We start from the raw sequence: 23,231 nt of genomic DNA on the forward strand, positions 1-23,231 counted from the left end.
AATAAACAGCATAAAAAGACCCCTTAACCGGGGTCTTTGCACATTCACACCATATTCAACCGCCATCATTTTACTGTAAAAAAGCATTTCGTCTCATTTTCGACAAATTCTTAGCCGCGTTGTTCCGTCATTTCCAGGAATTCATTAATATCGGCAACGATTAAATCTGCAGCCCCCTGCCAGAAATCCGGCTTGGACAGATCAACGCCCAGATGCTTCGACACCAGATCCTCCAGCGTCATCACTCCGGTATCCTGCAGCAGGCTGTCATATTTACCGGCAAAGGAAGCCCCTTCCTCAAGCGCGAGCCGGTATAGACCGGTGCTGAACATATACCCTACCGTATACGGGAAGTTGTAGAACGGCACATCTGTGATATAGAAATGAAGCTTGGACGCCCAGAAATGAGGATGATATTCGGAAAGAACCCCGCAGAAGGCTTCCTTCTGGGCTTCCTCCATCAGCGCGGACAATTCCTCACTGCTTACCAGACCTGCCTTGCGCTTCTCATAGAAGCGGGTCTCGAACAGGAAGCGGGCATGGATATTCATGAAGAACGCCACACTGTTCTGGATCTTCGCTTCAAGCAGCGCCAGCTTCTCCTCACTGTCCGTCGCAGATTTCACCTGCGCATCCGATACAATAACCTCCGCGAAGGTAGAAGCCGTCTCCGCCACGTTCATCGCATAGTTCTGGTTGAACAGCGGCTGGTCCTCCAGCAGGAAGGAATGATAGGCATGGCCCAGCTCATGCGCAAGTGTGGATACATTGGACGGCGTACCGCTGTAGGTCATGAAGATGCGGGATTCCTTGCTCTCCGGGAAGGAGACGCAGAAGCCCCCCGGACGCTTCGCGGCCCGGTCTTCGACCTCGATCCAATCCTTGTCGAAGGCGCGTTCGGCGAAATCCGCCAGCTTCGGACTGAATTTGCGGAACTGGGTCACGATGTCGGCGGCTGCCTGTTCATAGGGAATTTTGCCGGAGGACTTGCCGACTGGCGCATCCACATCGACCCAGGCGAGTGACTCCAGACCCAGAATCTCCGCCTTGCGCTTCAGATAAGATACCAGGGCAGGCTTACTCTTCGTGATTACATCCCACATGACATCCAGGGTCTGACGGGACATACGGTTGATGCCCAGCGGCTCCTTCAGCACATCCTCCCAGCCGCGGCCCTTGTACAGCTTCAGACGGAAGCCTGCCAGATGATTCAAGGTATCTGCACAATAGTCGGCCGCGCCGCCCCAGGCTTCTTCCCATTTGCGGAACATCGTACTGCGGACCTCAGGATTCTCATCCGCCAGCTTGTTGAAGGCTTGCCCGGCAGAGAGCAGCTTCTGCTCCCCGTCTTCTTCACAAGGAATCTGAATCTGTCCGACAATCGTCTCATAATGCTCGCTCCAGCCATGATAGCCGTCAACTGCAAGCTCAAGTGCCAGGCTCTCCAGTTCCGGGCTCATCTTCTCACGGGCCAGATTCCGGCTCTCACTGAGCACGAAATTCAGCGGCGCAATCTCCGGCCGGGCCATCCACTCGGCCCATACCGCGTCAGAGGTCTGCCGGAGCACGTTATCGAAGGCAGAGCTGATGCCCTCATAACCGGCGCGCAGCCCCGTTACCTTGGAGGACAGTCTCACCGCCCCTTTGTCGAGCTGATTCTGTGCACCCAGACAGCCGGCGAATTCCGAGGCCTGTGTAAGGCGTCCGGCACAGCTCTGCAGCAGCTCAATGACCGGGTCCAGCCCCTTCGTTGAAGCCGCATCAGCCGGTGCGGCAGCGGCAGCCACCTGTGCGCGCAGGCGCTCAATATCGGATTCGAGCTGGCTCAGGAAGCTCTCAAACTGCGGGGAGGCAGAGCCTCCCGGAAAAATCGATTCCAGCTCCCATGTCAGTGATAACGGTTGTTTCATATATACTCACCATTCCTTCGTTATAGAGTAGTTTTCTTTGTATTTGCGGTACAGCCATGGTAAAGTGAATCATGATACTCCACTAACTGTAAGGAGGGCATCCTGATGAAGCCACTGCAAATATCGCCGGAGACGGCCATCACCTTATCGAAACAACTCGGCGTTCCGCTGGAACACCTGATGCATATGCCCCAACATATCCTGCTGCAAAAGATCGCTGAATTATCCAAGAAAGCTGCTAGCGAGACCCCCGAAGGCAGCGTGCCTGCTCCCTCTGACGAGAAGGACAAGCAATGATCCCCTTCAGCCATACCTGGCCTTATGACATTATTCTTGGCGACATGTACGTGCAATACTGCCCCTTCTGCGACCATGAGAATGTGCTTCTGCCGATGAAGCCGCGGGAGCTGCAGCACGTGCGTGACGGCAAAAAAAAGCTGCTGGTCTTTCCCTGCTGCAGTGCAAGTCCCACCGTCATTGATAATGACAATGACTACCTGTTGTTTGACCGGGCGGTCCGCTAAACGCGGTTGTCCGGCAGTTCGCCCCGCTTAAGCGGGCAGAGGCGTAGAAGAGGCATCCCTTCTACGCCTTTTTGCGTTCCGGTATACCGGATAGACACTCTAACACCCTCACTCCGCCTTCTATGTACCTGCGGGAAGCCCGTCCGGATCAACGTCCAGCCCGCGCATCTGCTCACGCAGAATGGCCCATTGCTCGCGCGAAGCCCGGATCATGGCCGCGTCCGTAATCCGCTGGTCATTAATGACCCTTGAGAACCACCGCACAGCAGCGGCGAACTCCCCGATCCGGCGGTTCAACTCACCAATCAGATACATCAGACGCGCATCATTACCACCGGATGAATCATTCTCGAACACTTTCACATACTCATCCAGCGAATAGGCCAGGAAACGCTGCTCCTGCACCGAATCCCCTTGATAACGGTACAGCCAGGCAATATGGTGAAGCAGGCTGGCTATAATACGTTCCTTGTCCTTAATGCTCTGCGCGCAGATCAGCGCCAGCTTGTACGTCTCCAGCGCCTCCTCCCAGCTACGCTTCTCTCCGAAGTCGCGGGCTTGCCACCGTCTTCCTACTTGTGCATCGAAGGACTTGCGCTGCCAGTCAGCCAGCTTGTCTGCAGAATTCTCCGTGGAGGCAAAGCCGCACTTTGGACAGACCCGAACCACATAATAATCGGGATTCTCCGCCTTGTAATAGGAGCAGAAGTCCGCATCGCGGCGGATGGCCTTCTTAAGGCTGGGACGTACTCTTGAGGTTGAAAATTCATGTTCACAGTTACAGCAGGTAACCTTGATCGAGTAAAGCGGTATTAATTCCGGCACGGGTGCCCTCATCCTTTCACAACTACACTTTATTCATGGGGCATATTGACAAAATGATGGGCGGGACCCGCCAGCCGGCTCAGGACAAACGTACGCAGGGACTCCTCCACACCAATCTCCTCCAGCGCCGCCTTCATGCAGGCGAGCCAATCCTCCGCCAGAGCAGGAGTGATGGGGACATGCATATGTCTGGCTCTCATCATGGGATGGCCGTGCTGCTCGGAGAACAGGGCAGGGCCTCCAAAGAATTGGCTCAAGAACTGATATTGCTTCTCCAGCACCGGAGTAATATCTTCAGGGAATAACGGACTGAGCTGCGGGTGAAGCTGCACCTTGGCATAGAACACAGTCACCAGACGGCGAATTCCCTCAGCGCCTCCCAGGCTGTCATACAGGCTCTCTTTCGGATTCATTTGGAGGTTTCGCCTTCTTCCATATTAATCTGATAAGCAGTTGCTTATCATTATACCAAAAAACAGGCTGCACAGTTATCCCTGCCTTAAGACATGCCTGCTAAGCCTATGAAAATAAAAATTTGAACAAAAAAAAGGCGCCAAACCGGAGTTCAGCGCTCGTAAGCTAATCAGTATGTTCTAAAATCTTCATCACCAGGCGGGACAAGGGAGACCCGGATCACATATACAAAAGCACAAACGAGCACTCCGGCAACTACACTCATCACCATCACTCCATCCCTGAAAATCTATCTCAACAAGATGTGCATTAATTAAGTTTATAATACCATAATTTCAATGAAAAAGCACCGGTAAATGTAACCGTTTTCCTCGTTTTTTTTGTGCTGTTTGTCCAGCTTTCGGCATACAACTAAGCATAGAACTGGAGGCGAGAAACCGATGACTCTGAACAAAATCGCAAGCCCGTTGCTCGGGATCGTGCTGGCGGGCTGTATGCTGCTGATGCTGGTCCATCCCGCCAGCTCCCTGGATGCGGCGCTGCGCGGGCTCGCCGTCTGGTGGGATGTGCTGTTTCCCTCGCTGTTCCCGTTCTTCGTCATCTCTGAAATTATGCTGGGCTTCGGCATCGTCCATCTCTTCGGCGCTCTGCTTGATCCGCTGATGCGCCCGCTCTTCAATATACCCGGCAGCGGCGGCTTTGCCCTAGCAATGGGATATGTATCAGGATACCCTGTCGGCGCGAAATTAACCGCCAAGCTGCGCGAGCAGGGAATGATCAGCAGAATCGAAGGCGAGCGGCTCGTCGCCTTCACGACCTCCTCGGACCCGATTTTCCTGCTGGGTGCAGTCTCTGTCGGATTCTTTCACGATGCCTCTCTGGGGCTTGTGCTTGCCCTTGCCCATTACGGGGGAGGGCTCATCGTAGGTCTGCTGATGTCCTTCCATGGCCGGGGCAGGCCGGAAGCAGCAGCTGCGAACACCGCCCTCCCCCATTCAGGCAGCTCTTCTGTATCTCCGGAAGGACAAGGCCCCGGCAGGCTGCGGACTGCCCTGAACGCGATGGCACATGCGCGCCGGGTAGACGGCAGAAGTCTCGGCGAGCTGCTGAAGAGTGCCATTACCTCCTCACTCCAGCTTATTATTGTTGTCGGCGGGCTGGTTGTCTTCTTCAATGTGCTGATGGAGCTGCTCGCCCGTGCCGGCGTAATGTCCGCCCTGTTCAGCATGACCGGACGACTGCTGTCGCTGGCCGGCTTCCCGCCTGAGCTCTCAGCCGCCTTGGTCAGCGGCTTATTCGAAGTGACGCTCGGCGCCCGGTCGGCTGGTGAAGCTGCCGGAGGCGTGCCGCTGCAATTCAAGGCTGCGGCGGCAGCGTTCATCCTCTCCTGGGGCGGCTTGTCGGTTCATGCACAGGTCGCCAGTATCCTGAACGGTACCGGACTGCGCTATCTCCCGTTCATGGCCGCCCGCCTGGTGCATGCCCTCCTCTCAGCGGTTCTGCTTCTCCTGCTCTGGAAGCCGGTAGTCAGCTCGGGACTGGCTGGTCAGTGGTCCATACTACCCGCCGCCTCCGGGCTGGCCGCTCCAGAAGCCGCTCTAATCAGCAGCATCAGCCTGCTCTGCCTTCTGCTCGCAGTCATGCTGGCCCTGTCTCTGGTAGTCTTTGTGCTCGGGAAGCTGTGGCGGCAATCTTATGCGCACCGCAGCTAATTCGATATGTCACAGCTCTGCTGATGCAACACTGAAGCGGATTCCGGCTTTTCACAGCGCTAATATTGTGTTCCGGGTCAAGATTGATTATGATCGGTGTATGACTGAATTACACAAAGGAGCCTGTACACCTTGAGATATTATGTTCTGGACCGCGGAGATGAATTATCCATCCAACTAGCGGAGCAATTTCACAAGCTGGCGCAAGGCCGGAATCTGGAGCTGGATGCCAAGTCACCGGAAATCGTGATCTCGATTGGCGGTGACGGCACGATGCTGCACGCTTTTCATACGTTTATCGATCAGATCCCGAACCTCGCATTTGTTGGCGTGCATACCGGCCATTTGGGCTTCTATGCGGACTGGCAGGCCGAAGAGCTGCCGTCCTTGATTGATTACATGTGCGGAGAGGTTGGGCCGCATAAACCCCGTATCGTACAGTACCCGCTGCTCGAACTGGAAATACATAAGAAATCCGGCTCCAGCAAGCACATTGCCCTGAACGAATTCACCCTTAAGGGCGTGGACGGGACGGTTGTGATCCAGGTGGATATTAATGATGTGACCTTTGAGATGTTCCGCGGGGACGGCCTGTGTGTATCCACACCTTCCGGCAGTACCGCTTATAACAAAAGTCTGGGAGGCGCTATGGTACACCCCTCGATCGAGGCGCTGCAGATTGCTGAAATTGCCTCCATTAATAACCGGGTATTCCGCACCATGGGCTCGCCGCTAATGCTGCCTAAGCATCATCACTGCGATATCTTCTCGCGCAAGGATCAGCGCCTGCTGCTGACCATTGACCATAATAATATTCCGGTGGATGATCTGATTTCGGTACGTGCTCAGGTCGCTGACAAAAAAATCAGCTTCGCCCGTTACCGCCCTTTCCCGTTCTGGAACCGTGTCCGGGAGGCCTTCTTGGTCTAGTTAGTATTTGCCGATAAAGCCGGAGATGCTCCCGATCTCCGGCTTTATCATGCCGGCTGACGGGAACTCTACTGAGCCTGGCATTATCCCGTAGAATAAATAGACAGACGGAATTTCCAAATGGTATAATGGTTCTATTTTACAAAGTTTTCTATTTGAAGGAGCGAATCTATTGAAGAAATTAGTATCCCTGCTAGGCATCAGCCTGCTGGCCCTTGTGCTGGCGGTTCCCGCTTTTGCCGCAGACAAACCCATTAAGGTGTATATTAACGGCAGCAATCTTGCCTTCACAGCAGGGACTCCGTATCTGAAGAATAATACGGTGCTCGTGCCTTTCCGCGTTGTTTTTGAGAAGCTTGGCCTGCAGGTGCTGTGGGACTCCAAGACGGGTACGGTAACCGGCACCGGAACAGGGCTGGATATCAGCCTTAAGGTAGGCAGCAAGCGGGCCAGCGTCAATGGAACCGTCAAGCAGCTTACAGTCGCTCCTGTATCGAACGCCGGGACCACTTACATACCCTTGCGCTTCATTGCCGAAGCCACCGGGGGCACAGCGGTCTGGGATGCAGCCAGCCGCAGCGTGAAGATCACCGTATCGCCGTCCTCCGCCTCCAGTGAGCAGGAGATCAAGGCTATCATTCAATTAGCTAACCAATATTATAATGAAGAGAAGGCCAGCAGCTTCTATTCGATTGTCGATGCAGGGGCAGACAAACCAGAAGCTGTAAGCAATATGAATTCCCAGTTCGAGCTATATGACATCAAGAACACGATTGAGAGTCTTAAAGTCCTCAGTGTTACAGGTAATGAAGCTACAGTCTATACTGTCGAAAAAGCAGTACGAACCGGCGGTTATTATACTCCGGATGAGCAGTACGAATATTTATATACACTGGTCCGTCAAGACGGCGCGTGGAAGATCTCCGAAATGGAGCTGCAGGAATCCTCTGTGCTGCTGACGCGCGAACAAGGCATGAAGCCCGCTGTGCTTCCACAGGGCGATCAGACCGGAATTAAGGATACGCTAAGCAAATACTACCAGGGTATGAATGCCCGCAATGCAGATGCAGTCCTTGCCGTGATGACCTCGTACGATAAGGAAGAGGATGACTCTTACAAAGAGGAGCTGCGTGATTATTTCAAAACCTACGATCTGAGCTATGCGGTGTCTTCCTCCAATGTCTTCTATTACACTGACTATGAAGCCGCAGTCTATACGGAAGTGGTGATTACGGACGGTGAATCGAAGGAGACCTATACCCAGTCTCTGATCCTCCTGCTCTCGAAGCCGGAGAGCGGTGCCTGGACGATCGATACTACTTATCATATCGGCTTCGACGCGCAGTCCTAAATTCAAAAATTCATCTAAAGGATGTAATGAACTCATGAAATCAGCCAAAATCGTTACCGCACTCTTAAGCGGCTGTCTGGCACTATCCATCGCCTGGGCCCCTGCTGCTTCAGCGGCAGATGCTGCTGCCTCTACAGAAGCTGCGCAAGCCTCGAAGACGGAGATCATCAATGAAATTATGCAATATCTGGAGTATTACAACGTTGAGGGTGTGGACCAGGATACACTTATCCGCGGTGCAATTGACGGTATGGTAGGCACATTGGAAGATCCTTATAGCCAATACTTCACGAAGGAGGAGGCTGCTGACTTCGGTCATCAGGTCGATCTGGAATATGTCGGCATCGGTGTCCGGCTGATGTATACGGCCAAAGAGCTATATATTGAAGAGGTCATGAGCGGTTCACCGGCCGAGGCTGCAGGGCTAAAGCGCGGCGACTCCATTCTCAAGATCAACGGGGTGCGGGTGGCTGATACGAACGGCGATGAGCTGAGCGGCAAAGCGGGCACGAAGGTCTCTCTGCTGATTCAGAGAAACGGAGCTAACAAATCCTATACGGTAACCCGCAGTGAAATTGCTACAAGCTCCGTAACCAGCAAGATGCTTAACTCTAAAATTGCTTATATCTCCATCAACGGCTTCACCCAGACTGCCGATGAGGAATTCTCCGCAGCGCTGGACAAAATGCGTTCAGGCGGCATGAAATCGCTGGTTCTTGATCTGCGAGATAATACGGGCGGTTATATGGACAGCGCCCAGAATATCGTCTCAAAGTTCATGGATTCCGGTATTATGATGTACACCTCCGATCAGACCGGTACACTGAAGCCGGTCGCAATTACGAACGGCAGCAAGATCGGCGTGCCCGTGGTCGTATTGACCAATGAATATACGGCCAGCGCCTCCGAAGCCTTAACCGGTGCACTTCGTGACAACAAGCTGGCTACAGTTGTAGGCACACGCTCATACGGAAAGGCCCGGATTCAGAGCCTGATTCCCATGTCCGGCGGCGGCGAGCTGAAGCTGACCACCATGAAGTATCTGACTCCGAACAAGGAGGACTTCAACCATATCGGGCTTGCGCCTGATATCGAGGTCAAGGGCAAAACTGCCCAGTTGATTACCGCTCTGCAAATTGCCGGCATGAAAGAGATTGTCGCGTCTGGTGACCATCATATTCTGGATATCAACGGCACTGCTTTTGCCGGAAATGTAGGTCTGATCAAGCAGGGCGATAAGGTGTATGCTGCCTCCCGTGTCCTCGCCGCGCTAGTGGAGAATGAGGTCTCCTGGGATGCCAAGAATAAAAAGGTAATGCTGACCACCGGCGCCGGTAACGTATTCGGGTTCACCCTGGCCTCCAAGGAGGCGCTGTTCCAGGACGGAGAGTCCTTCATCGAGCTGAATGCCTTCAAGAAAAAGTTCCCTGCGCTCGTATGGAGCTACAATGCTTCACTGAAACAGCTGAAATTAGCTGTGAAATAGAATCGTCAGAGGTTTTTCGCATACCTTTGGCCCGTGCCCTCTCGCCCGCCCATAGAATTAGAAAAAGCCCCTTCAGCTAGTGTGCTGAAGAGGCTTTTTGAGTTACATTGAGAAACCGGGGGTACATGCTGTCCCCATTGGCTATCGTTCTAGTTGTCCTGCTTGTTTTGGTTACTATCCTGTCTGCTCTGGTTGTCCTGCTTCTCCGGTCTATCCTGCTTATTCTGATTCGCCTGCTTGTTAGACCGGTTGGAATGGTTGTCTTTGTGTTCTCTGTTCTGCCGGGCATTATTCGGTTGGCCTTGCTGGCCTCTGCCCTGGAACTCTTTATGGTTCTTCTTGCCCTGGCCTTCTTTGTTGCGGTGATTGCGGCTCTGGTGCTCACGCACCGGTCTGTCTTTGGTTACATGCTCCCGGCCTGCACCCTTGGTCTGCGGCTCCCGGTGTTCTTTTACCGTCACCACCTGTTCAGCATCCTGCTCCAGATCCTCGTCTAGCTCCGGCTCCGGGATTTCCTTGATCAGAATATCCTTGAAGCTTCCCTCCTGCGGGGACTCCTTCAGCTTATGCAGCACAAAGTACGCACAACCAAAGTTACAGTATTCGTTAATATAATCCACCATGCCTGAGATGGCCGTGTCCCGGTTCACTTTAGGGTGATTATCCCGGTAAAAGCCTTTGAGGCGCAATTGGCTGTAGCCCCAGTCACCGATGATATAATCGTACCGGTCCAGCACTTCACTGTATCTTCCGCGAAAAGCCTCAGGGTTCCAGCCATCCTTATGATCGAGCATCAGCTCGTAACCTTTTCCACCTATAACGATCAAGCGTGTGTCGCCTGCCTTTCAATGATATCTAGGGGGGCGTTGATAAGCCGTCATTGCGCAGGATTTTGAATTTCCGGCCGCTGCCGCTCCTACAATTTCAAAATCCCTCTCCATGACTCCATCAACGTGAGGGGGTGCAAACGTCACCCAAGAACCTCGCCGCTACGCAGCATCGGTCCTTTCCCCCTTTTTAAATCTAAATCCAAACATTAAAACCAAAACCTATCTACTGTGACTCCGTCACGCGGCAAACTTGTTTTCACAAGTTTTTATAAAATCGGACCCAACGCAAATAGACTAAAAGACCTACCTATGCCTGTGAAACGGAACGCGCCTCACGGGCCACCGCAGCAGACTTCACCTGCTCATGGGCACGATAAGAGCTGCGCACCAGCGGGCCGGCCTCCACATGGCTGAAGCCGCGCTTCAAGCCCTCTTCCTTCAGCACCGCGAACTCCTCCGGCGGATAGTATTTCTCCACATTCAGATGCTTCGGCGAAGGCTGAAGATATTGTCCTAATGTCAATATATCACAATCTACGGCTCTAAGGTCATCCATCGCCTGCAGAATCTCATCCCACTCCTCACCGACGCCAAGCATAATGCTCGATTTGGTCGGAATCTCCGGCTTCATCTCCTTGGCCCGGCGCAGCAGCTCCAGGGAACGGCGGTACTTGGCCCTGGCCCGGACACGGTCGGACATCCGCTCCACAGTCTCGATATTGTGATTCAGGATATCCGGACGGCTGTTCATCACGGTCTCCAGGCTCTCGCGGTCCCCCAGAAAATCAGGAATCAGCACTTCAATGCTGCATAGAGGAAGGCGCTTACGGATCGCAGACACGGTCTCGGCAAAAATCGCCGCACCCCCATCCTTCAGATCATCGCGGGCCACGCTCGTAACCACACAATGCTTAAGCTGCATGCCTTCGGCAGCCTCTGCCACTCGTTCCGGCTCCAGCAGGTCCAGCTCGGTCGGCAGGCCTGTATTCACCGCACAGAAGCGGCAAGCGCGCGTACAAATATCCCCCAGAATCATGAAGGTCGCCGTGCGGTTAGCCCAGCATTCATAAATATTCGGGCAGCGTGCTTCCTCGCATACGGTATGTAACGTCTTCGAGCGCATCATACCCTTGATTTCCTGATATTCCTCACCGGTGGTTAACTTGATTTTGATCCAGTCTGGCTTGGGCTGTTTGGCTGTTCGATTAGTCAAAGTGATGAGACCCCGCTTTCGAGCTGAATGTCATGTCAATTTATTTCACAGTCAAAAGTTGCTGCCTCATATTATAGCATGTGAAGTAGTCCTTTGCCTGTTTTTGTGAACCTTGGAGCAGTCATGGATAAAAAAAGTCCTTTTGCTTCAATCTAAAGAAAAGCATCTGGCCCGAGTGCCGCTTCCGCAAACCTATATGCAATTCATGCGCCCAAACGCAGGAGGATGAGATCATGCTGGCTTTAATAAAGAGCCCCTACACCCGGAGAACCTTGATGTGTATGTCTGCCGCCGCCCTGCTCTGGAGCGGTAGTCCTGCCGAAAGTACCCAAGCTGCCCGTTATCATAAAATTCCCGAACTGAGCTCGGGCAGTCCTGCTCCCGCAGACAGCAAAGAGACTGCCGCCGCTGACCGCAAGCAGCTCTTTGAGCAGATGGGTGCGGCAACCGGCATTCCCTGGTACCGCTTCGCTGCCATCGATCAGTATGAACGGTCCATCGCCAGGAAAAGCAAAAAAACAGCCGCCGCAGATAGCACTTCTGCAGCGGCTAAGCCACGGCTTACCGGAATTATGATTCCGGCGCCCGTATGGTCCGGTCCGCTGAATCCGGATCAGGACGACAAGCAGCCGGAGTCGATCCGCTTTTTCGGCGGCTTCGGGCTGGACGGCTCGGGAGACGGCATCGCCGATCCCGAGAGCGATGCCGATGTGCTCTACAGCATGGCCCGCCACCTGCTCAAGTACGGGGATTCCGCTACGGATTTCAATATAGGGATCTGGGAGTATTATCATAACGGGCGGGCCGCCCAGCGCGTCTCCCAGTTCGCCAAGCTATATGAGCATTTCGGACGGCTGGACCTGTCCGGCAGCGCATTTCCGCTGCCGATCGGGACTAATTATGCCTACCGCAGCACCTGGGGCACCGGCCGGAGCTGGGGCGGCGCGCGCATTCACGAAGGTACGGATCTGTTCGCGCCGCATGGCTTGACGGTGCGCAGCACCTGCTTCGGCATTGTCGAGACCAAGGGCTGGAACCGCTACGGCGGATGGCGCATCGGTATCCGCGATATCGAGAACCGCTACCATTATTATGCCCACCTGATGGGGTATGAGAAGTCCCTGCTGCGCGGGGATATTGTCACTCCGGGACAGACCATCGGCTGGGTCGGCAGCTCCGGTTATGGCAGCCCGGGCACACAGGGCAAGTTCCCGCCCCACCTGCATTATGGCATCTACCGTGACCGCGGCATTACGGAGTGGGCCTTCGATCCTTATCCGCTGCTCAAGCAATGGGAGAACAAGGAATTCCGGCTGCTGAGACAAAACAAAAAGAAGAAATAACACCCGCTTGCTGCGTCCCTCAGAGTCCGTTACTCTTTTACCGTGGACAGAGGTTACAGGTTAGTGCAGCATCAGACAGCCAAATGGCTCGATCTCCACAAGAAGCTTGCTTGAGCTGCGGAGGGTGAGTCCGCTTAACAGCTCAGTCAGCACTTTGGTGTCCGAACGGTAGGCGGGCAGCTCCAGATGGTAGCGGTTGGGGGAGTTATTGATAATTAGCCCCATCCGATCCTGCCCGCTGCGCCGGACATAGCCAAGGATCACCCGCGTCTCATCTGTGAACCAGGGGCGGAAGGCCCCACGGCGCAGCACCTCATGCTCTGTTCTCAGCGAGATCAGCCGCTTGTACCAGTCCAGCAGTCCGGTATGCTGAGCCTGCTCCTCCCAGAGCATCGGCTGCCGGCAATGCGGGTCTGTAGCGCCTTCCATTCCAACCTCATCCCCGTAATAGATCATCGGCAGCCCAATATAAGTCATCTGGAAAAAGACAGCCAGCCGCATCCGGCTCATTGCCGTAGCTTCCCGGTCCCAGCCCCGGCCCCCCTCCTTGCAGGCGGTCAGGAAACGCAGCGTATCGTGGCTGCCCAGCAGCTGGAACATCGCCGAATTGGCCTGATCATTGTACAAGGCCTCCTGGTGCAGCAGCTGCTCCATGAACCGCGACGGCCCCGCAGACTGCGCTGCAAAAAACTCCAGCACCGCATCCCGCAGCAGGTAATTCATCCCGCCGTCGAACTGGTCTCCCCGCAGCCAGGGCCCGGAAGCATGCATAATCTCGCCGATCAGCAGAAGGTCCGGGAATTCCGCCTTCAGCTCCCGACGCAGTCTTGTCCAGAAGGCCGGAGTCACCTCGTTGGCCACATCCAGCCTCCAGCCGTCGATCCCCGCTTCCCGCACCCAATACCTGGCTACGTCCATCATGTAATCTGCTACCTCGGGATGATCCATATTGAGCTTAGGCATACTCGCCTCCGCCTTGGCGAAGGTCTCATAGCCGGGAGCCGGCGCCCCGCTGACCGGGAAGGAATGGATATAGAACCAGTCCTTGTAGCGCGAAGCCTCCCCATGCTCCAGCACATCCCGGAAGGCAAAAAAGGTATCGCCGGAATGATTAAAGACCGCATCCAGCAGAACCTTCATTCCCAGCCGGTGGGCAGTCCCGACCAGCATCTTCAGATCCTCAAGCGTCCCGAATCCAGGGTCTACCTTATAGTAATCGGAAGTATTATACTTATGCCCGGAAGGCGATTCAAAGATTGGCGTCATATAAATAGCAGTCACGCCAAGCTCTTGCAAGTATGTAAGCTTGTCTGTAATGCCTTGAAGCGTCCCCTGATGGTAGCTCTCGGGGTAAATCTGATAGACCACCGTGTCTGAACTCCAGGCAGGCAGCGCAATAGCCTGCGGGCGGTGAATATAGGCATATTGAAAGGCACCCGCCTGGTCCCTGTTCTCCGAGCTTCCCCGCTCCCCATACCATATGTATTCACCTGCGGGATTCCCGATGTGGAACAGATACCGGCATTTGCCAGTCTCGGCAGGAATAAGGGCTTCATGAATGTCATACGCTCCGGCACAGCCGATCCGCTCCATCTCTTGCGGAAGCTCATGGCCGGGTGAATCATAACGGTCAGCGTGGACAACCGTGCAGGACAAGGACTGTCCGCTCTGCACGAATAGTCTGAGTTTAAGCAGGCGGGGGCCTGCCGGGAAGGCAAAAGGGTCCTCCGCTGTGTGATATACGAATAACCGGGTAAGCATACTGTATAGTCTCCTTTTATGCCGCATAGAGCAGTCTCAGCAACTGTGTTATTATGACAGGTAGAACAAGGTTCGCCATTAGGGCGTACCATACCGTAAGGACGGGAGGGAAAGCTATGAAAGTTACTATTAAGGATATCGCCCAGGCAGCGGGTGTCGCCAAATCCACTGTATCCAAGGTCATGAACGACTCTCCCAAAATATCCGAGGAAACGAAGGCCCGGGTCCGGGACATCATCAAGCAGATGAACTATACCCCAAGCAGCATCGCCACCGGACTTGCCAGACAGAGCAGCAATACGATAGCTATCCTCATTGATATGTCCAAGGAAAGCGAGTTTCTCAATCAGTTCTTTTATAACATTATCGGCGGGGTGGAGAGCATCATTGGTCCTCTGAAATATGAGCTGACCATTGCCAATATCCAGCATGACCATGCGGAGGGGCATTTCCTGCAGAGGCTGGTGCTGAATAAGCGGGTGGACGGCATTATTGCCAACACCTCGGTGCTGACTCCTGAGCTGTGCGCGGAGCTGAACCGGCTTGAGTTCCCCTATATCTCCATCGGTGAGATCAACGCTCCGGGAATCTGGGTCGATTGCGACAATGAGCTGGGCGGATTCATGCTGACCCGGCATCTGCTGGACCAGGGCTACCGGTCTGTAGCCTTCATCGGCGGCGAGAAGGATGAGCCGCTCTTCCTGCGCCGTGCAGCCGGCTATCAGCGGGCACTCAGCGAGGCGGGAATGGCTGTGCAGAGCGGCTGGATCATCAATGGCCGGGCGGTGGAGGAGGATGGCTATCAGGCAGCCAAGCAGCTCCTGCAAAGTGCGAATCCCCCCGACTCCATCGTCTGCATGAGTAACTTCTCTGCTTACGGCGTGCTGCAGGCGGCCCGGGAATTGAATATCTCCATTCCTTCACAGCTGGGCATTGCCACGTTCGATGAATATCCCTTGTCCCCCTACACCACTCCTCCGCTGACTTCACTCGATATGGATACCTTCCAGCTCGGCGCATCCGCAGGACGATTATTAATGGACAAGCTGGATAACAAAGAAGCTGCTGTGAGCGGACAACTGCTGGAGCCGGAGTTGATTCCCCGGTTATCTTCCAAGCGAAGCGGCGGAGATGCTGCGGAATAACTAACGGAATCACGCAATAACGGAATAGAAGAATAGCGGGAGGACGGTAATCATCCTTTTCAATAGGAAACCGGTTTCCTTAAGCTGAAAATACCACGCCCCCTCCTCAATGTCAACGTATAATCATAAAAGCAGCGACAGACCGAAGAACCCTTTCCAGCCCTGGAAGGGTTCTTCGTCTACCCGGAATCGCCGGCGCGGCGGATAAACCGGAGCACTTCATCCATCATGGCGGGACTCTCCGCGCTATGGCAGACCATATGTCCGCTTTGCTCCATAATCAGCACCTGTCTGCGTTCCGAGGGGATCGTCTGCCGGAGATAGTCCGCACTTTTGAATTTCACCAGATGATCCCGCCTGCCCTGTACAATCAAGGTCGGCACCTTCAGCTGCGGATAAACCTCGAAGCTCTCACGCACCAGCCGCTGGAACTCCCGCGTGGCTCTCATGGGTGTAGAACCCCATTTGCTGAGATAATTCCGGAGCATCTCCGGGCGGACCAGTGTGCGCAGAATCTCGGCCGGGTTGAGCGGATACACCGGGGTTGACAACAAGGTGAGCGACTGAATCCTGGAAGCATACTGAACGGATAGCCGAGATGCAATCAGCGCTCCGGTAGAGAAGCCGATCAGATGCACTTTTTCGACGCTTGAGAATAGCTGCTTCAGCTCCTCCTCGGCGCTTAGCTGCCAGTCCCCCCGGCTTGAATGGAGCAGCTCCCTTCTGCTGCCTCCATGTCCATGCAAGGTAAACATTCTGGCCGCATATCCGTTCGCCTCCAGAAACTGCGCAAGCGGAGAAATCTCGTATTCGCCTCCGGTGAAGCCGTGTATAAACAGACAGCTCTCCATGCTTCCTCCTCCCAATCTTCTAATTCATCCATTTATAGAAAAATAAACCTTAACCACGCTGAAGTCAAGTGGGCACGGTTTTGCATAGCGTGAATATACCCCCCTTACAATTTCAAAGTCTATTCTCTCAAAGCGGCTATAGAGGTACTGAAGCATTGGCCCGCTATCTCTCCCACCAGTTCAGGCTTAGCGCAGATATAATCGTCCCGACTGCCGCGCTTGATGAACTTACGCTGATGCTGATGACATTGTTCGGAGGGACTATAATACTGCCAGTAAAAGCCGGACTGAACACTCCCGGAGCAATCTGATAACTCGCCAGCACGTTGCCCCCGGAAATAGCTGCGGTGGAGGACTGGACCGTCATGCTGCTTGCTGCCGCGCTGGCCAGATTATTATTTACCGGCGTCACCGTGGACGGTGAAGAAATTGTGCCTCCTTTGACAATGGTAAAGCTGCCAGAGATCGAGGTCAGCACCGAGGTGCCGCCGATACTGCCGCTGATCCGGGACAGATACAAGGTCCGGCCGCTGCCCGCAGGATTACTGATGCGGACTGAAATAACAGCCGAGAGAAGCGACAGCACGATCGTTGCCGAGTTCGAGGCATTCGCCGAGAATAATACGGCGGCCTGCGAAGCGCTGATCTCTGGCGGGGCACTGATATCCGGGGCACGGAAGGTGTTCGTCATTTCCACATAGACCGGCTGGTCATTGTCATTGATTACATAGTTGTTGGGCATGGTTCTTCTCCTCCTCTTCCGTTCTAAAATTCCCACCAGCTGATGTTGCCTGTTGCCGCAGTACTCCCTGACGCAATGGTTACCGATATCGTAAGAGAGTTGCCGGGAGGCAGGATCATCCTGCCGTCCATATTAAGGATGACCGGACCTATGGCCAGCAGCATCGACATTAATGTTGCCGGAGAACCTGTAGGCGCAGCCGTTGCGGTCCGGGCAGTGCCGACGCTTGTGACCGAGCTCCCGAAATTATAGTTGACCGGGGTGACTGTTGATCCACTCACCGTTGCATTACGCAGCAAGGTTAAGGTGACCGACGCTGTTCCCGTGCTTGCGATGATGCGGGAGATATACAAGGTACGTCCGCTGCCGCCGGGATTAGCTATCTGCATGACAAGCGGGGTTGAAGTACCCACCGTGGAGGCAAAAGGAATCCCAAACAATAAACCTGACATCGCGGCTCCCGCTTCAGGCAGAGTATCGATCCCGGGTGCAATATAGGTGTTAACCTGCTCGGTATACAGCGGCTGGCTATTCTGATTAAATACAGTCTCATTCGGCATATTCTCACTCCTTCTGTCGGTCTAGCATATTTTCATAGTATGCGAAGCTGTCCGGCAGGTTGTTTGGCGGCTGCGTATTTTTGCAGGGCTAACCCAGTCATTCTCTTAAAAGCTCCATATCCTAATATCACACCATTCGAATGGTCCTGTCCAACTCATGCTTCTCTCTATTAACCCGGCAGCCTATACATGCTTATGGACCCAGACGACGGTTTGGGTCTTTTCATGAGCAGGCTGACGGCAGAAATCGCCCACAGAAAGGATGACTCCATTTGCCAAATTTCAGTTCATTTCAGGCCAATCCGGATAATTTGCGCACACTTATTTTTGGGCGGGACCCCTCGACCCTGATCGACCGGCCGCTAACTACGGATACCAGCGGGAACCTGACCACCGTCATTTTGAACGGCACCATCTCTAGTATACTTGGTGCGACTATCACTGCTGGTACTTTAACATCTGCTGGTACGGTGACCAACCTCTTAGACGGTACGATTACTAGCGTGCTTGGTGCGACTATCACTGCTGGTACTTTAACATCCGCTGGTACGGTGACCAACCTCTTAGACGGTACGATTACTAGCGTGCTTGGTGCGACTATCACTGCCGGTACTCTATCATCTGCTGGTACAGTGACCAACCTCTTAGACGGTACGATTACTAGCGTGCTTGGTGCGACTATCACTGCTGGTACTTTAACATCTGCTGGTACGGTGACCAACCTCTTAGACGGTACGATTACTAGCGTACTTGGTGCGACTATCACTGCTGGTACTTTAACATCCGCTGGTACGGTGACCAACCTCTTAGACGGTACGATTACTAGCGTGCTTGGCGCGACTATCACTGCCGGTACTCTATCATCTGCTGGTACGGTGACCAACCTCTTAGACGGTACGATTACTAGCGTGCTTGGCGCGACTATCACTGCCGGTACTCTATCATCTGCTGGTACGGTGACCAACCTCTTAGACGGTACGATTACTAGCGTGCTTGGCGCGACTATCACTGCCGGTACTCTATCATCTGCTGGTACGGTGACCAACCTCTTAGACGGTACGATTACTAGCGTGCTTGGTGCGACTATCACTGCTGGTACTCTATCATCTGCTGGTACAGTAACGAACATCCTCGCTGGTACCATTACTAGCGTGCTTGGTGCGACTATCACTGCTGGTACTTTAACATCTGCTGGTACGGTGACTAACCTGTTGGACGGTACGATTACTAGCGTGCTTGGTGCGACTATCACTGCTGGTACTTTAACATCCGCTGGTACGGTGACCAACCTGTTGGATGGTACCATTACTAGCGTGCTTGGTGCGACTATCACTGCTGGTACTCTGAGCAGCGTAACGTCTATTTCCCAGCGCAGCTTCATTGAGCTGCCTACAACGGCAATTGCAACCTCGGATACCTATACGCCGCTGCCGGCCAACAATACCAGTGTCCTTGGCACCTATTCCTACTTCATTGTGAATACCGGAGCCAATCCGGTGAATACACGGGTCGAGATCAGTGCAGACGGAACCAACTATTTCGTCGATACGACCGGAGACAATCCGCTGCCAGCAGGTTCTGTAGACGTTATTGTGCCTGCCCGGTTCCTGAAATACACCCGCCTCTCCTATCAATCCGCCACGCCGGGTGCGGCTTCTACGCTTAATGTTATTTTTGATGCACAAGGAACGTAAGCATAATTTCCGTCATACGATGCAGGAGCCAAGAGTGCATGGATACCCATGTACTCTTGGCTGTGCGTTATTCCGCATCTACATAAGACGGCAGCAACGCATGTACATTCTTATTTTTGCAGAATACCCGGAGGAATTAAGGCCCGCGAAGGAGGAACGATCTTGAATCAATCTGCCAAACCTACACTAGGAGTACAGCTCATAGTCAACAATGAAGCCGAGCTGCTCCCACGTTGCCTAGCTAGTCTGCAGGGCGCCGATGAAATCATCGTGGTCGATACCGGCTCCACGGACCAGTCCGTGGAAATCGCCCGGAGATACGGGGCAACGGTCATTGAAGCCCAGTGGAACCACCATTTCTCAGACGCACGCAATACCGGTCTCTCCCATGCGGCCAGCAGTTGGATACTGGTCCTGGATGCAGATGAAATCCTTCAGACTTCCATAGATTCAATCAAGGAGATTCTCGGAGGCAGCACAGCCGAAGCGTACACGGTGCGCATAGAGAACCTGCTGGGAAGCAGGCCCGAGGATCGTCTGTATCACCATCCTGTGCGGCTGTTCCGGGGTGGGCAGGGCTATCTTTTCAGCGGGAGAATTCACGAAAGTGTAGAGTCCTCTATTCTCACAAAACATGGGTCCGCCTCCATCGAGGCCAGTCCAATAGAGATTCTTCACTTCGGCTACCTGCCCCCGGTCATGCGCGCCAAGCATAAAATCAGCCGCAACGAGCACCTGCTGCGGCTTGCGCTTGCGGAAGAGCCTGACGATGTGTTCAGCCGTTATAATCTGGCAGTCACCTGCTGTCAGGACGGACGGCTGGAGGAAGCCGGAGAACTGCTGCGCCAGAGTCTTACCCTCGCTCCGCTTCAGGCTTCTTACCGTCCCTCGATCATTCGCGATCTGTGCAAAATTGATCTGGCCGCCGGTAATGTGAAAGCGGTCGACAGCCTGCTGACCCGCGAGCTGACACGTTATGGAGATTATCCCGACCTGCATTACATGCAGGGCCAGTCGTGGGAGAACCAAGGATTCTATGAGCGCGCCGTCCAGTCTTACCAGCACGCCATAGATACCTCGTCTGCCCCGACTCCGCGCAGAGCATACGTCACTGAACAGGGCATGGACAGCTTCCGCCCGCTGCACCGGATGGGGGCCATTTTCCAGCAGCTCGGGAAGCAAAAGGAGGCCGCGCAGTTGTATCATCGTGCGCTTCAGCAGCACTCCCTGTATCTCCCCGCTTTGGAGGGGATCGCTGCTGCTTTTCAGGAGCTGGAGGTGCCGGAGGGAGAGATCGCCGCACTCTTGATACAGCTGACCGGCACAGCACAGCGTGCTGCCAGAACCGCAATTATCGGTACTTTATATCGGCTGGGCGCTTATAAGGCAATTGCAGAGCTGCCGCCTGCGGTCTGCCCGCTGGAGGAGGACACCTTGCTGTTCCTGCTGTCTTCCTGGATCATTACCGGAAAATATCATTCGTTCAGGAAGACAGCCGACAAGCTGCGGGCCGGCACTCTACAGCTCTCAGCCGGAGGATTGAACACAGAAACGGTGCGGCAGCTATGGCTCCTTGAAGCCATGGTGACATGGGAACTGGGCGAGAAGCTGCAAGAGGAGCTCTGGCTGCAATCACCTGCGGAAGTGCGTTCCGAATTGCTGGAGATCGATGCAAGGTTGTCGTCCGATGCTGCCGTGCAGCAAGCGGAGTTCGCCGCCTTCGGGGAATCCCCTCTGCTTGCCGAGGTCATCCGGCTTGCTGTGAAGCACCAGTTCATCGCCCTGGGCAAGCGGCTCGTTGAACGCTTCCCAGCGCATACAAGCACTCTGGCAGAGGCGCTCTATGAGGAAGGCTGGCGTGCAGAAGCGGGGGAACTGTTCATTGGCCTTGCAGGCAGCAAGGAAGCTTCAGGGGCAACCCTACGGTATCTCGGAGAACTGCTCATCGATAAAGGACATTATGCGGAAGCTGCCAGCTGGTACCGGCTTGCCTTGGGGGAATCCCCTGCAGACGATGCAGTTAGCACCGGACTAGCGCTCTGTTATCTTCATCTGGCGGAGCAGCGTCTCGCAGAAGCTGTAGAACGACTACAGGGGAAGGGGCAACCGCCTCATGGCCCGCTTCAGGAGGACAGTGCAGCGGTGGTTCAATCCATCGCGGTGCTGCGCCGCACCCCTTGGCATACGAAGTGGAATTACACCCAACGGCAGAGAGGAGCAGGTCTGAGCTAATGACCACGAAACCACACCAACCGCTGATTTCCTTATGCATGATTGTCAAAAATGAAGCCGACAACCTGGCCCGCTGTCTGCGGAGTGCGCGCGGGGCTGCGGATGAAATCATCATTGTGGACACCGGCTCCACCGACGCCACCCGATCCATTGCCCGCAGCTTCGGTGCCCGGATCATCGATTACCCGTGGAACGGGGATTTTGCCGCCGCACGCAATGCCGGGCTGGCCCTGGTTCAGGGTACCTGGATTCTGGTGCTGGATGCAGACGAGGAACTGGATCCGGGGAGCCGGGATGAGCTGCTGGTGTGCGCGAAGCATACGGAGTATGAGGCTTTTTTTGTGCGGATTCATAATCATCAGGGGATGGAGCGCGCTTCGCAGACCCTTACGGTTAACCCGATCCTCCGTATGTTCAAGAACAGCCCGAATTATCGCTTCAGCGGCATTATTCATGAGCAGATTGCGGCTTCCATTGTGCAGGAGACCCCGGCGGCCGCGATGCATATGAGCACCGTGATTGTTCATCACTACGGCTATGCCGACGGAGTTGTGGAGCGAAAAGATAAAATCAGCCGTAATCTCGGATTGCTGAAGCAGCAGTTGGAGGAGAGTCCCGGAGATGCTTTTCAGCATTTCAATCTGGCGGTTGAATATATGCGGCTTGGCGATTACGGGCAGGCGCTGGAGCATATCGGCACCTCGCTGAACCTGGCCGAGCCGGGCACCAGCTATATTCATCTGCTCTATAAATACAAAGTCCGCTGCCTGGCGGTAACCGGTGATTACCCGGCTGCGCTGGAAGCCTGCGGGCAGGGAAGCTCGCTCTTCCCGGACTATCCCGATCTTCACCATCTCAAAGGTGCGCTGCTGCTGCAGGTATCAGCCTTAGCCGAAGCCAAGGCTGCGCTATGCAGGGCACTGCAGATCGGAGCCTCCCCTCCCCTCTATCATACAGAATCCGGGTTAGGCACCTATCTCACCCACACGCTGCTGGGGCAGGTCTGCCAGCAGATCGGCGAAGACCATGAAGCGGCAGCCTGCTTCACCAGGGCAGCCCAGCTCCAGCCGGAGCCCTGGCTGCTGATTCCCCGGCTCACGCGCCTGTTCAAATGCACGGGCCGCGAGCCCGAGCTTCACGGCTGGCTGGCCGGGCAGCTGCCCGGCATCCTGACGGAGCAGCGCCAGGAGCTACTGCGCCTGCTGGTAAGGGATGGCTGTTACACAGCGGCGGCTGATATGCTTGAGGGCGGTGTGGGGTCTGGTGTGGCGGCGGGAGCGGTGGATGCTACGGCGCAGAGTGCGGGTGAGATCGATGCTGGGGTAGGTGCTGGAGCGGTAGATGATGCAGCGCTTGAGGTGCCGCCTAGCGCTGATTTGTTGAAGCTGTTGCAACGGGCGGAAGCAGCTTCCGCAGCTGAGCTGAGCTACGATGATATCACCGGGCTGCTAAATCATCCTGCAGTTAACCCGGCGGACGGGAACACCTCACTCCCCTTATCTGCTATTGCTGCGGCTGTGCAGCCCTTGATTCTTTTGGCTGACAAGGTTCTGGCTGCGCTCGCAACCTCGGCAATCTATTCACCAGCGGCTGCGGCAGTCCGTCTTACACTTCCGCTTCCCAGATCAACCGATTAGTATGTCATCAGATGATCGGAGTTGCGATAAGCCTTAATTGTATTTGGTACAACTAAAACGCCTGATTGCTC

Annotated in this window: 20 protein-coding genes; 11 read left to right on the top strand and 9 right to left on the bottom strand. The window is 54.6% G+C overall.

The window, feature by feature from the left end:
• Nucleotides 1–110: 110 nt before the first annotated feature.
• Nucleotides 111–1,910, bottom strand: coding sequence for a M3 family oligoendopeptidase (locus NST26_RS26855; protein WP_076081557.1), 1,800 nt, complete (start codon nucleotides 1,908–1,910; stop codon nucleotides 111–113).
• A gap of 105 nt (nucleotides 1,911–2,015) precedes the next feature.
• On the opposite strand from NST26_RS26855, the gene NST26_RS26860 reads away from it, so the two are divergent.
• Nucleotides 2,016–2,207 carry a YycC family protein gene (locus tag NST26_RS26860; protein WP_036722071.1) on the top strand — a complete coding sequence of 64 codons (192 nt, stop codon included), beginning with the start codon at nucleotides 2,016–2,018 and terminating at the stop codon, nucleotides 2,205–2,207.
• The gene (locus tag NST26_RS26865; protein ID WP_036722073.1) at nucleotides 2,204–2,434 is read left to right on the top strand and encodes a hypothetical protein; all 231 of its coding nucleotides are present in this window, start codon (nucleotides 2,204–2,206) and stop codon (nucleotides 2,432–2,434) included. Before NST26_RS26860 ends, NST26_RS26865 begins: the two co-directional genes overlap by 4 nt.
• 120 nt (nucleotides 2,435–2,554) lie before the next feature.
• Here the strand turns inward: NST26_RS26865 and NST26_RS26870 are convergent, their stop codons facing one another.
• Nucleotides 2,555–3,259, bottom strand: a complete 705-nt coding sequence (locus NST26_RS26870) for a DUF2225 domain-containing protein (protein ID WP_235191738.1) — start codon at nucleotides 3,257–3,259, stop codon at nucleotides 2,555–2,557.
• A 29-nt stretch (nucleotides 3,260–3,288) separates the two neighbouring features.
• Nucleotides 3,289–3,672 carry a globin domain-containing protein gene (locus NST26_RS26875; protein ID WP_339250957.1) on the bottom strand — a complete coding sequence of 128 codons (384 nt, stop codon included), beginning with the start codon at nucleotides 3,670–3,672 and terminating at the stop codon, nucleotides 3,289–3,291.
• A gap of 441 nt (nucleotides 3,673–4,113) precedes the next feature.
• On the opposite strand from NST26_RS26875, the gene ylbJ reads away from it, so the two are divergent.
• The 4 genes from ylbJ (at nucleotide 4,114) to NST26_RS26895 (ending at nucleotide 9,152) form a co-directional block, all read left to right on the top strand.
• Nucleotides 4,114–5,385, top strand: coding sequence for a sporulation integral membrane protein YlbJ (gene ylbJ / locus NST26_RS26880; RefSeq protein WP_340950391.1), 1,272 nt, complete (start codon nucleotides 4,114–4,116; stop codon nucleotides 5,383–5,385).
• Between the two features lie 132 nt (nucleotides 5,386–5,517).
• Entirely contained in the window at nucleotides 5,518–6,315 is a 798-nt protein-coding gene (locus NST26_RS26885) for an NAD kinase (RefSeq protein WP_036722084.1), read from the top strand.
• Between the two features lie 172 nt (nucleotides 6,316–6,487).
• Nucleotides 6,488–7,666 (top strand): stalk domain-containing protein, encoded by a 1,179-nt coding sequence (locus tag NST26_RS26890; protein WP_340950390.1) that lies wholly within the window; start codon nucleotides 6,488–6,490, stop codon nucleotides 7,664–7,666.
• A gap of 34 nt (nucleotides 7,667–7,700) precedes the next feature.
• A complete protein-coding gene (locus NST26_RS26895) occupies nucleotides 7,701–9,152 on the top strand; it encodes a S41 family peptidase (protein WP_036722086.1) in 1,452 nt (483 codons plus the stop codon).
• A 149-nt stretch (nucleotides 9,153–9,301) separates the two neighbouring features.
• On the opposite strand, the gene NST26_RS26900 is transcribed toward NST26_RS26895, so the two are convergent.
• Together NST26_RS26900 and lipA are read right to left on the bottom strand one after the other, a co-directional pair.
• The gene (locus NST26_RS26900) at nucleotides 9,302–9,979 is read right to left on the bottom strand and encodes a YutD family protein (RefSeq protein ID WP_340950388.1); all 678 of its coding nucleotides are present in this window, start codon (nucleotides 9,977–9,979) and stop codon (nucleotides 9,302–9,304) included.
• Nucleotides 9,980–10,289: 310 nt separating this feature from the next.
• Nucleotides 10,290–11,195: a lipoyl synthase gene (gene lipA / locus NST26_RS26905; RefSeq protein WP_340980248.1), complete on the bottom strand. Its 906-nt coding sequence runs from the start codon at nucleotides 11,193–11,195 to the stop codon at nucleotides 10,290–10,292.
• A 233-nt stretch (nucleotides 11,196–11,428) separates the two neighbouring features.
• On the opposite strand from lipA, the gene NST26_RS26910 reads away from it, so the two are divergent.
• The gene (locus NST26_RS26910; RefSeq protein ID WP_340980249.1) at nucleotides 11,429–12,538 is read left to right on the top strand and encodes a M23 family metallopeptidase; all 1,110 of its coding nucleotides are present in this window, start codon (nucleotides 11,429–11,431) and stop codon (nucleotides 12,536–12,538) included.
• 60 nt (nucleotides 12,539–12,598) lie between these two features.
• Here NST26_RS26910 and NST26_RS26915 read toward each other — a convergent pair whose 3' ends face one another.
• Nucleotides 12,599–14,299 carry an alpha amylase N-terminal ig-like domain-containing protein gene (locus NST26_RS26915; RefSeq protein ID WP_340980251.1) on the bottom strand — a complete coding sequence of 567 codons (1,701 nt, stop codon included), beginning with the start codon at nucleotides 14,297–14,299 and terminating at the stop codon, nucleotides 12,599–12,601.
• A gap of 116 nt (nucleotides 14,300–14,415) precedes the next feature.
• Between NST26_RS26915 and NST26_RS26920 the strand changes: the two genes are divergently transcribed.
• Nucleotides 14,416–15,444, top strand: coding sequence for a LacI family DNA-binding transcriptional regulator (locus NST26_RS26920; RefSeq protein ID WP_340980252.1), 1,029 nt, complete (start codon nucleotides 14,416–14,418; stop codon nucleotides 15,442–15,444).
• Nucleotides 15,445–15,623: 179 nt separating this feature from the next.
• Here the strand turns inward: NST26_RS26920 and NST26_RS26925 are convergent, their stop codons facing one another.
• The 3 genes from NST26_RS26925 to NST26_RS26935 form a co-directional block, all read right to left on the bottom strand.
• On the bottom strand, nucleotides 15,624–16,295 hold the full coding sequence (locus NST26_RS26925; protein WP_340980253.1) for an alpha/beta hydrolase: 672 nt from the start codon (nucleotides 16,293–16,295) through the stop codon (nucleotides 15,624–15,626).
• Between the two features lie 163 nt (nucleotides 16,296–16,458).
• On the bottom strand, nucleotides 16,459–17,037 hold the full coding sequence (locus NST26_RS26930) for a hypothetical protein (protein ID WP_339250978.1): 579 nt from the start codon (nucleotides 17,035–17,037) through the stop codon (nucleotides 16,459–16,461).
• Between the two features lie 23 nt (nucleotides 17,038–17,060).
• Nucleotides 17,061–17,597 carry a hypothetical protein gene (locus NST26_RS26935; RefSeq protein ID WP_339250980.1) on the bottom strand — a complete coding sequence of 179 codons (537 nt, stop codon included), beginning with the start codon at nucleotides 17,595–17,597 and terminating at the stop codon, nucleotides 17,061–17,063.
• Nucleotides 17,598–18,391: 794 nt separating this feature from the next.
• Between NST26_RS26935 and NST26_RS26940 the strand changes: the two genes are divergently transcribed.
• The 3 genes from NST26_RS26940 to NST26_RS26950 all read left to right on the top strand — a co-directional run bounded on the left by NST26_RS26940 (nucleotide 18,392) and on the right by NST26_RS26950 (nucleotide 23,160).
• The gene (locus tag NST26_RS26940) at nucleotides 18,392–19,291 is read left to right on the top strand and encodes a DUF6385 domain-containing protein (protein ID WP_340980254.1); all 900 of its coding nucleotides are present in this window, start codon (nucleotides 18,392–18,394) and stop codon (nucleotides 19,289–19,291) included.
• 162 nt (nucleotides 19,292–19,453) lie between these two features.
• Nucleotides 19,454–21,523, top strand: coding sequence for a glycosyltransferase family 2 protein (locus NST26_RS26945; protein ID WP_340980256.1), 2,070 nt, complete (start codon nucleotides 19,454–19,456; stop codon nucleotides 21,521–21,523).
• Nucleotides 21,523–23,160 (top strand): glycosyltransferase, encoded by a 1,638-nt coding sequence (locus NST26_RS26950; RefSeq protein WP_340980258.1) that lies wholly within the window; start codon nucleotides 21,523–21,525, stop codon nucleotides 23,158–23,160. The genes NST26_RS26945 and NST26_RS26950 overlap by 1 nt, the downstream gene beginning before the upstream one ends.
• Nucleotides 23,161–23,231: the final 71 nt, after the last annotated feature.

The sequence above is a fragment of the Paenibacillus sp. FSL R7-0128 genome, from assembly GCF_038002245.1.
GTDB lineage: Bacteria > Bacillota > Bacilli > Paenibacillales > Paenibacillaceae > Paenibacillus_AQ > Paenibacillus_AQ silagei.

Excerpts from the sequence above, each read along its gene's own strand:
- NST26_RS26855 (WP_076081557.1), bottom strand. The coding sequence starts at position 1,910 with ATGAAACAACCGTTATCACTGACATGGGAGCTGGAATCGATTTTTCCG.
- NST26_RS26860 (WP_036722071.1), top strand. The coding sequence starts at position 2,016 with ATGAAGCCACTGCAAATATCGCCGGAGACGGCCATCACCTTATCGAAA.
- NST26_RS26865 (WP_036722073.1), top strand. The coding sequence starts at position 2,204 with ATGATCCCCTTCAGCCATACCTGGCCTTATGACATTATTCTTGGCGAC.
- NST26_RS26875 (WP_339250957.1), bottom strand. The coding sequence starts at position 3,672 with ATGAATCCGAAAGAGAGCCTGTATGACAGCCTGGGAGGCGCTGAGGGA.
- ylbJ (WP_340950391.1), top strand. The coding sequence starts at position 4,114 with ATGACTCTGAACAAAATCGCAAGCCCGTTGCTCGGGATCGTGCTGGCG.
- NST26_RS26895 (WP_036722086.1), top strand. The coding sequence starts at position 7,701 with ATGAAATCAGCCAAAATCGTTACCGCACTCTTAAGCGGCTGTCTGGCA.
- NST26_RS26910 (WP_340980249.1), top strand. The coding sequence starts at position 11,429 with ATGCTGGCTTTAATAAAGAGCCCCTACACCCGGAGAACCTTGATGTGT.
- NST26_RS26915 (WP_340980251.1), bottom strand. The coding sequence starts at position 14,299 with ATGCTTACCCGGTTATTCGTATATCACACAGCGGAGGACCCTTTTGCC.
- NST26_RS26920 (WP_340980252.1), top strand. The coding sequence starts at position 14,416 with ATGAAAGTTACTATTAAGGATATCGCCCAGGCAGCGGGTGTCGCCAAA.
- NST26_RS26925 (WP_340980253.1), bottom strand. The coding sequence starts at position 16,295 with ATGGAGAGCTGTCTGTTTATACACGGCTTCACCGGAGGCGAATACGAG.
- NST26_RS26930 (WP_339250978.1), bottom strand. The coding sequence starts at position 17,037 with ATGCCCAACAACTATGTAATCAATGACAATGACCAGCCGGTCTATGTG.
- NST26_RS26935 (WP_339250980.1), bottom strand. The coding sequence starts at position 17,597 with ATGCCGAATGAGACTGTATTTAATCAGAATAGCCAGCCGCTGTATACC.
- NST26_RS26950 (WP_340980258.1), top strand. The coding sequence starts at position 21,523 with ATGACCACGAAACCACACCAACCGCTGATTTCCTTATGCATGATTGTC.